The organism is Microcoleus asticus IPMA8, assembly GCF_013179805.1.
Taxonomy (GTDB): Bacteria; Cyanobacteriota; Cyanobacteriia; order Cyanobacteriales; family Microcoleaceae; genus Microcoleus; species Microcoleus asticus.
This window is the reverse complement of the sequence record NZ_SRRZ01000193.1, coordinates 1-8,262: the sequence shown is the minus strand read 5'-3', so window position 1 is coordinate 8,262 and position 8,262 is coordinate 1. Positions and strand designations below refer to the sequence as shown.

The 8,262-nt window shown below is 45.9% G+C and carries 8 protein-coding genes and 1 pseudogene; 6 read left to right on the top strand and 3 right to left on the bottom strand.

Going from position 1 to position 8,262, the window contains the following annotated elements; all coding sequences use genetic code 11:
• A partial coding sequence (locus tag E5S67_RS29990; RefSeq protein ID WP_281363598.1) for a calcium-binding protein occupies positions 1–1,221 on the top strand: 1,221 nt, incomplete at its 5' end.
• Positions 1,222–1,529: 308 nt separating this feature from the next.
• Here E5S67_RS29990 and E5S67_RS29985 read toward each other — a convergent pair.
• Positions 1,530–3,146: a Ppx/GppA phosphatase family protein gene (locus tag E5S67_RS29985; RefSeq protein WP_172192834.1), complete on the bottom strand. Its 1,617-nt coding sequence runs from the start codon at positions 3,144–3,146 to the stop codon at positions 1,530–1,532.
• Positions 3,147–3,358: 212 nt separating this feature from the next.
• Here E5S67_RS29985 and E5S67_RS29980 point away from each other — a divergent pair, with 212 nt between their 5' ends.
• A complete protein-coding gene (locus tag E5S67_RS29980) occupies positions 3,359–4,243 on the top strand; it encodes a 4-hydroxybenzoate solanesyltransferase (protein WP_172192832.1) in 885 nt (294 codons plus the stop codon).
• A 68-nt stretch (positions 4,244–4,311) separates the two neighbouring features.
• Here the strand turns inward: E5S67_RS29980 and E5S67_RS29975 are convergent, their stop codons facing one another.
• Positions 4,312–4,539, bottom strand: a complete 228-nt coding sequence (locus E5S67_RS29975; RefSeq protein WP_172192830.1) for a hypothetical protein — start codon at positions 4,537–4,539, stop codon at positions 4,312–4,314.
• Here E5S67_RS29975 and E5S67_RS29970 point away from each other — a divergent pair.
• Complete coding sequence (locus tag E5S67_RS29970; RefSeq protein WP_172192828.1) at positions 4,539–5,192, top strand: protein kinase domain-containing protein; 654 nt, start codon at positions 4,539–4,541, stop codon at positions 5,190–5,192. The two genes, E5S67_RS29975 and E5S67_RS29970, sit on opposite strands and share 1 nt — an antisense overlap.
• Before the next feature lie 265 nt (positions 5,193–5,457).
• Here E5S67_RS29970 and E5S67_RS29965 read toward each other — a convergent pair whose 3' ends face one another.
• On the bottom strand, positions 5,458–5,667 hold the full coding sequence (locus E5S67_RS29965) for a toxin-antitoxin system, antitoxin component, Xre family protein (protein WP_172192826.1): 210 nt from the start codon (positions 5,665–5,667) through the stop codon (positions 5,458–5,460).
• A gap of 192 nt (positions 5,668–5,859) precedes the next feature.
• Here E5S67_RS29965 and E5S67_RS29960 point away from each other — a divergent pair, with 192 nt between their 5' ends.
• The 3 genes and pseudogenes from E5S67_RS29960 to E5S67_RS29950 form a co-directional block, all read left to right on the top strand.
• Complete coding sequence (locus tag E5S67_RS29960) at positions 5,860–6,357, top strand: TIGR00725 family protein (protein WP_172192824.1); 498 nt, start codon at positions 5,860–5,862, stop codon at positions 6,355–6,357.
• Between the two features lie 8 nt (positions 6,358–6,365).
• Positions 6,366–6,887 carry a hypothetical protein gene (locus tag E5S67_RS29955; protein ID WP_172192822.1) on the top strand — a complete coding sequence of 174 codons (522 nt, stop codon included), beginning with the start codon at positions 6,366–6,368 and terminating at the stop codon, positions 6,885–6,887.
• A 569-nt stretch (positions 6,888–7,456) separates the two neighbouring features.
• Positions 7,457–8,194: pseudogene (locus tag E5S67_RS29950) on the top strand (TPM domain-containing protein); the annotation flags it as partial.
• Positions 8,195–8,262 lie beyond the last annotated feature (68 nt).

The following is an 8,262-nucleotide window of genomic DNA, read 5'->3' as shown; positions in this document are numbered from 1 at the left end:
CTCTCTCCCGCAGCCTCGCGCACGCGCCCTCCGCCTCCCACGCCCACTCCGACTCCGACTCCCACGGAAACTCCAACTCCGACTCCCACGGGAACTCCGACTCCGACGGGAACTCCTGTTGACTCTGACAGCGTTCGCGGCGGGGATACTGATTGCATTTGCGAACAGATTACCCTACCCGCGATCGGTTCGATTCCGGGCCCGAATTCAGTCGAGCGCACTTTCAATGGCACTGACGGCGACGACTTCCTCATCGGCAGCAATCTCAACGACGTTATCAGGGGTTTCAACGGCGACGACATTCTGCTGGGCCAAAAAGGCAACGACAATATTTACGGGGGACTGCCCAGCAATATCCCCCTTGGCCCCAATGCAGACAAAGACTTGCTGTTTGGGGGCGCTGGCAATGATTACCTCAACGGCGCCGGCGGCGACGATCGCATTTTCGGGGGTAAGGGCGATGATGTGGCCATCGGCGGCAAAGACGATGACTTGATTTGGGGCGACAAGGGCAATGACACTCTAGTTGGGGCTCAGGGTAACGACTGCTTGTTTGCAGGCAGTTTTGACCCGTTTAACCCTGACTCGACTGGACGCGATTTGCTCTTTGGCGGTGCGGGCAACGACTTCTTGAACGGGGGAGATGCTGCGGATACTCTAAGCGGCGGCGAGGGCAATGATACGGTTTACGGCGGCAAGGGCAATGACGTTGTGGTGGGGGGTACTGGCAACGATCTGCTGTTGGGCGATCGCGGCAGTGATAGCATTTGCGGCGGCGACGGGGACGATACTATTTTCGGAGACAGGCCGATCGGCTTTAACGGCGAGCCAGATTCCCTGTGCGGCGGTGCTGGCAATGATTTGATGTTTGGCAACGGCGGTAGTGACAAGCTATGCGGCGAGGAGGGCAACGATACTCTCTATGGCGGTAAAGGCGACGATTGTCTGATTGGGGGTTTGGGCAATGATATTCTCAGCGGCGACATTGGGCGCGATCGCTTTGTTTTAACAGCAGGTGAAGGCAGCGATCTAATTACTGATTTCACACAAGGTGAAGATTTGCTGGTGTTAGCGGGCGGTCTAACTTTTGCTCAACTTAGTATTACCCAAAACGCTAATACAGCTTTCATCAGGATTGGTCAGAATGGTCAACTATTGGCTGCTTTGAACGGAGTGCAAGCTAGTGCAATCGATGTGAATGATTTTACCATCTTCGGGTAAGCACTGCATAATCTGCCCGCGTCTTGGTGAATACCGAGCCTGGTATAGAAGTCCCTCAAACGCTGCAATTTCGTAGCTTGTAGGTGCGCACTGCCCTTCTAGGGTATTGGTGCGATCGAGCGGCTTTACCTCATCCTACCGGCAGGCGATCGGCAATAAATCTAATTTATTGCCGATCGCCTGTTAAAAGAAAAAGATTTAACGAGCGCAGCCAGAGAGATTTCAAGCATTTGAGGGTCTTCTTCACCACCTTGAATCTCTCTGGCACAGCACCCTACAGTTTCTCGTTTCCAGGCTCTGCCTTGTATTTAAACGGGAACCAGAGTCGGCTCCAAAGTTGCCACTAATTTGAGATTGTACTCATCCTCAAAAGACGGCTTTTTATAATCCAAACTCCACAGCTCCAGAGCGCAATCGTCTTCTGGATTGAGCGGTTGCAGCCGCAAATGAAACTCTCGAACTTCTGGGCGGTGTTCGCATTTAAAATCCGAAATTGCGCCAATCTGCCGCCTGTCCAAAGCCACAGCCAACCGCAGAAAAGGATGCAACTTACTAACTACTTCCCGGTATTTTTTGGGAATAATCAAAAAATTTTCGTGCTTCTTTTTGGGAGGGTTTTTTCGGTGATAGCGAGCTAAATTAGCAATGACTTCAATCTCTGTTTCAGTGTATCCTAATAACTCACCATTGCGAATTAAATAGTAAGAATGCTTGTGGTGCGCCGAATGACTGACGTACAAACCGCAGTTGTGCAGAATCGCGGCCGCCCACAGCAACTCCCGTTCTTCGGTTCCCCAATTGTGCAGAATTCCTTGAGTTTGGTCGAAGAAATTGAGCGCAAATGCTGCGGTTCTTTCGCTTTGTTCTAAATTGACTTGATATTTGTTAGCCATGTGCAGAGTGCTGCGCTGGCGGATTGAACCTTGATAGCGCAACCGGTTTTCAATTAAACCGTGCGCCAGCATCCAGTCAACAATTACGCCTTCTCTGAGAGAGCGATCGCAAACAGTCAGCGATTCCATCCCTAATAGTGTCATCGCTTCCTGCAAAATCAAAGCCCCGGCCAGAATAATTTCCGCCCGCTTATCTGACATTCCCGGAATTGCCAACCTTTCCGAGTAAGAAAGTTTGCGAAAGCGATTGACTAAATCGCGCAAATCTTTTAAACTTAACTGATATCCCGCTAGGGGACTCGGCACTGTTCCCAACTTTTCGCGAGCGTTAATTGCCGCCAGAGTTTCGATGGTTCCAGCAGTGCCAATCAAGCGCAAAGTTTCGCCAGCATTGAATTGAGATCGCAATTCGTCGATCGGTCTTTCCAGGGAAATCCGAATATAAGCTTGCAAATAAGCAAACTCCTCCCTGCTAATCGGGTCACTTTTGACAAATTGTCCTGTTAAGCGAACAGCACCAATTTTTGTACTGGTGAGACAGCGAGGCTCAGAACTGTCTCCTAAAATCAACTCTGTAGAACCGCCCCCAATATCAATAATCACCTGCGACTGATTGTTAAACTCCATACCGGAAAGAACGCCGAGATAAATTCTCCGCGCTTCTTCCTGACCGGAAATTAAACTCACATTCAGGTCTAATTCTTCAGCAACTTGTTTGAGAAAATCCCGCCCGTTAGGGGCTTCGCGAACCGCACTCGTAGCAACAGCGATAATTTGTTCAGCATTAAAAGTTTTAGCAATATCTTGAAAGCGGCGCAGAGTGGCGATCGCCCTTTCCATAACTTCGGACTTTAAGCACCCTGTCTTAGCATCGCAATCGCCCAACCGAACCGTATCTTTTTCTCTAGCAATAATCGTAAACGCGGGCAATTTCGGATCGATCCGTGCCACCACCATGTGAAACGAGTTAGTACCCATATCAATAGCAGCAATAATGCGATTTGACTCCGCCGAAGCAAGTAAATTAACCATTGGAGTGTCTCGGGGTTGACAGATATTTATGATTATTTCACGAATCCAGTTAGGCATTCTATTAAATTAGCAAAAAACGGGAAATGCTGACTGGTCAAGACTTTCACCTTTGAGAAATTCCAGCAGAAATGCCATCGCCAGCAGAGATAGTAAGTCATTGTGCCTAAAATTTGATAAGATCGAGAGTTAAAAATATCAAATCTAGAATTGAAATGCTTAAAGAGCCCGATCGCCAACCCGAATCCACATTACTAACCGTCGTGAGGCTTTTGAGATGGGACAAACCAGCAGGAAGGCTAATTTTAATGATTCCAGCCCTCTGGGCCGTCTTTTTAGCAGCAGATGGGAAGCCTCCCGCAGCATTGGTGGGGGTGATTGTGTTGGGTACCTTAGCCACGAGTGCGGCTGGATGCGTCATCAACGACTTGTGGGATCGCGATATCGATCCCGAAGTAGAAAGAACGCGATCGCGCCCCCTAGCATCCCGCGCCCTCACCGTGCAAACTGGAATAGGAGTTGCATTAATTTCCTTTGCTTGCGCGGCAATTCTCGCTTTTTATCTCAATCCTTTAAGTTTCTGGTTGTGCGTCGCCGCCGTACCAGTAATTATCTGCTATCCCCTAGCAAAAAGATTCTTTCCAGTGCCGCAATTAGTGTTATCAATTGCCTGGGGATTTGCAGTTTTAATTAGTTGGAGCGCTGCCGTTGGGAAACTAGAATCAGCGACTTGGTTGCTGTGGGGTGCAGTCGTGTGTTGGACGTTAGGATTTGATACAGTTTATGCGATGAGCGATCGCGAAGACGATTTGCGTTTGGGGGTGAATTCCAGCGCTATTTTTTTTGGAAATTATGCAGCTAATGCTGTGGGTTTTTTCTTTGTTGGGGCTGTCGGTTTATTGACGGCAATGGGAATTAATCTGCACTTGCATATTGGTTTTTGGATGGCAATTATTGCGGCGGCAATTTTGTGGTTTTTGCAATACAGTCAACTGCGGAATGCGGATATTCCTAAGCTGGTTTACGGTCAAATCTTTCACCAAAATGTTTGGGTGGGGTTTGTCATATTGGCGGGGATGATTGTTGGGGATATTTTTTAGACTGCGCCTAGGTGGGTGACAGAAGTTAAATCAACTTGTAAGGTGGGTCAGTCATTGATTTTTCGATTTCAACAGGTTTGAATGCTCTGGGGTACTCTACGGTGACTGAGGCTGTTGGGTGGAAAAATTTCTAAAAGTTGAGAAACATCGCCTCGGATACCTTCTGCGGCGCCTATATAATAATTGATATCGCCTGGAACTTGGGAAGTTAAACCGCCCAATAAGTCGAGGATGGTTTCTTCGCACCCGGAGATTTTGTCCTCTACTAATTTGATGGCTTTTTCTAGATTATTCAATGTTGGATGATATTTTAGAAGTATTGCAATCAGCCCATCAACAAAATATCATCAACCGGGATATCCAGCCTTCTAACTTAATGAGGCGCAATTCCGATGGTAGGATTGTCTTGATCGACTTTGGGGCCGTCAAACAAATCGGCAGCCAACTGAAATATTCTCAAGGGCAACGGCAGACAGTTCCGATTGGCACTGAGGGATATATGTCCAACGAACAAGAAAATGGGCATCCCAAATTGTGCAGCGATATCTATGCAGTGGGAATGACGGCTATCCAAGCACTGACGGGGGTATTTCCTCACCAGTTACCAAAAAATCCGAATACCCTAGAAGTTGTGTGGAGGGGACGAGTATCAGTCAGCCCCAAATTAGCAGATATTTTAGATAAAACGGTGCGATATCAATGGCAACAGCGCTACCAGTCAGCAGATGAAGGTTTAAGTGCGATCGCGCCTCTAGTAGCATCGTCAACATTGCCGACAATTGTTTCCCCTCCTCCACCCTGGCCCTCGCTCAACTCACCACGCATAAAAAAATTGTTAATAGGTTTAGTTTGCTTAGGAATTGTGGGGGTTGCTGGGATTTTTATTGCTCAATTTGTGAGGACACAACCAAACCAGCAGCCCACTCCCGTCCCAAGTACGGCACTCTAAACTGGATCGATCTAAAACATCTCATGTAAAAAAAATATATGACAGGACAAAAAATTGACCGAATTCTGTTGATTGCCGGGTTCTTAATCGCATTGATTACGGCTATTCCCCGTTTCGGACTACTGCTAACTTGACTTGTTATACCCATAAGAATGCGATCGGCATATTCTGCATTATAAACGTCAGAACTAATCACAACTACTGGACTTTTTTATTGGTAGTTTGATCTGTAAAAGGAAACGGAACTAAAATTACATCACCAAAATTATAACTCGTCATACTCCGCGTCCTCTGGGTTATCCCAAATTTTAGCAAAAGCTGCTTCTGAGAGTTTAGTCGCAGCATAAACAAGCAGACGATATTCACTTCGCGTTAATAGGAAGTCGATAAAATCTTCTAATACCGTGATTTTATCTGGCGGTAAACTGCGGATTTTTTCCATCAGCTTTGTTTCAGGGTTTTGGGCGATACTCATGTTATATCTCACTTTCTTATTGACAAAATAGCACTCGGAGTAAGTGCTACAAATAAATGTAACATGGGGAGGGCGGGTTTTGCAGCAGCAGGAAACTGGCTCCTATTATAGACCGTAACTAAACCTGCCCCTACTATTTATGAGTGGAGGTTATTGTTTTTTGGCGATGATCTACTTCTTCACCCCAAAACTATGAAAAAAATCATCATCGGCATCATGGGCCCGGGCGAAAGTGCCACATCCACCGACTTAGAAAACGCCTATCAACTCGGACAACTCATCGCCGAAGCAGGATGGATATTGCTAACTGGCGGCAGAAATGTCGGCGTCATGGATGCCGCCAACAAAGGAGCAAAATCAGCTAAAGGTTTAACAGTCGGCATCCTTCCGGGAAATGACACTCGCGGCATTTCTGAAGCTGTAGATATTGCTATTGTCACCGATATGGGAAACGCCAGAAATAACATTAACATTCTTTCTTCAGATGTAATAATTGCCTGCGGTACGGGCACGGGCACTGCTTCGGAAATCGCCCTCGCTCTGAAAGCTAACAAACAAGTTATATTGTTAAATCACAGCGCCGAAAGTCAACTTTTTTTTAAAGGTTTAGCACAAATTAACATCTTTGTGGTAAACAATGCTGTAGAGGCAATGAATCAAGCTCGCGAAATCCTAGTAAATCCAAGATAAAATCCAAGATGAGACTAAGTAAATTCAACTTTTGTGCGATCGGCATTTTCCTGACTTTGGGGATTTTCGTCAGTACCAAAGCAGACGGAGGAATTGCACAGTTCAGTTTCAGCAACAAATCCACTCCTAAATTAGCACAAACCCTCCCTCCTCCTCCCCCTTTCGCACCGCCTGTTACCGAACAAGAAGCACCACCTATTCGCAGCGAATCCGTACCCGATCAAATAGGTTTAGCAACCCATTTGCAGACCATCAAAGCTAGAATGTACGGTGCTTACTGGTGTCCTCACTGTCACACGCAACAAGAACTTTTCGGCAAAGAAGCATTTACCGCCATTACTTACATTGAGTGCGATCCCAGAGGGAAAGATGCTCAACCGGATTTGTGCAAAGCTGCCAATATTAAAGCTTATCCCACTTGGGAAATTCGAGGGAAATATTACACGGGCAGGCAATCTTTGGAAAAACTTGCTATTTTATCCGGTTATAAAGGCAGCAGCAATTTTCTGCCACCAGTTCCCTCTCCTTAAAAATATCTAAATTCCTTCCCACTCGCCCACGAATAAACCGGGGTTTTGAACTGATATTGACGGTTTTCAGCAATTATAGGACTAAGGCCAACTGTCACAACTAGGGGTTAAATTTTAGGTATGTAGTTGCGCTGGTGCGCTCTTAGCTTAGGAAAGAGCGCACCAGCGCAACTACATACCTTTGTTTAATTTGCGAGTTGCGTAAGTCCTAAATTATTGTGGTTAAAAACCCGGTTTCTCGCCACCCGTGCGTCCAGGGCTATAAATGTAAAGTGCTTATGGCGCACCTAAAATTATGATTTTTATGAACTCAACTTCTGAATAATATGAATTGACATGACAGGGAGCTGGCTATTTAATTGTAATTAGGCGGACAGATAGATGTCAATTTCAGATTAGCAGTTATTCAGGAGACTGAAGCGATGCAGTTACAATTTAGCAATAAACAAATAATCTGGAGCAGTTTGCTGTGCTTTTCGGCAATTGCATTTCCCCTAACGAGCCAAGCTATAACACTACAATAAGTACCGAATCCCCGCCAATTAAATAATACTTGGGTAACGGACAACGCAAACATTCTCAGCGACAGCACCGAAACTCAGCTAAATCAAATGATTTCGGATTTAGAGGCGAAAAACGGCTCAGAAATAGCTGTTGTTACAGTGCTTGATACTAAACCATCGGCGACACCAAAAGCATTTGCTACAGCATTATTTAACTTTTGGGGTATAGGCAAGAGAGGTAAAAATAACGGAGCTTTATTGTTGATTTCGTCCGGGGAACGCCGCGTTCAAATTGAAACAGGTTCTGGCATTCAAAGCATTTTGCCGGATGCGAAGGTAGTGGGAATTATTAAAACAGAAATTACGCCCAGATTTAAACAGCAGGACTTTGACGGGGGTACCTTAGCCGGGACACAGGCGTTAGTAAATGTTTTACAAACTCCGACGGTAAATGCTCAATCTCAAACCACGCTACCTTTGGCTCCAATGGTACCATCTCAAGGGGTGAAACCGTCATCAATACCTAGCCAATCGCCAGTGATTAGCAATAGTACATCCACAGGTGAAGATTCATCGAATTTAATCTATGGCTTACTTGGGTTGTTATTCATAGCATCCATAGGATTTATACCTTGCTTCATTATCTTCAGGATATTTCGCAGCTTATTTTCTCGGATATCTCGTTCCCGCCACCGCCGTTATCCGCGCAATTACAGCAGTAACAATCGCAATTTCAGCAGTAACACCCACAACTATTACGGTGGGGCTGGGGACTACAGCACTAATACCAATTTCATAAAATAGTGCTACAGTTAGTAGAAGTGCATTTTGCAATTGACTAGCCAAATAGAGGTCAAAAAAATGTCAGGAGT

What these genes read in the sequence shown, in the direction of transcription:
- E5S67_RS29960 (WP_172192824.1), top strand. Translation starts at nt 5,860, where the DNA reads ATGAAAAAAATCATCATCGGCATCATGGGCCCGGGCGAAAGTGCCACA.
- E5S67_RS29980 (WP_172192832.1), top strand. Translation starts at nt 3,359, where the DNA reads ATGCTTAAAGAGCCCGATCGCCAACCCGAATCCACATTACTAACCGTC.
- E5S67_RS29965 (WP_172192826.1), bottom strand. Translation starts at nt 5,667, where the DNA reads ATGAGTATCGCCCAAAACCCTGAAACAAAGCTGATGGAAAAAATCCGC.
- E5S67_RS29970 (WP_172192828.1), top strand. Translation starts at nt 4,539, where the DNA reads ATGTTGGATGATATTTTAGAAGTATTGCAATCAGCCCATCAACAAAAT.
- E5S67_RS29985 (WP_172192834.1), bottom strand. Translation starts at nt 3,146, where the DNA reads ATGGTTAATTTACTTGCTTCGGCGGAGTCAAATCGCATTATTGCTGCT.
- E5S67_RS29955 (WP_172192822.1), top strand. Translation starts at nt 6,366, where the DNA reads ATGAGACTAAGTAAATTCAACTTTTGTGCGATCGGCATTTTCCTGACT.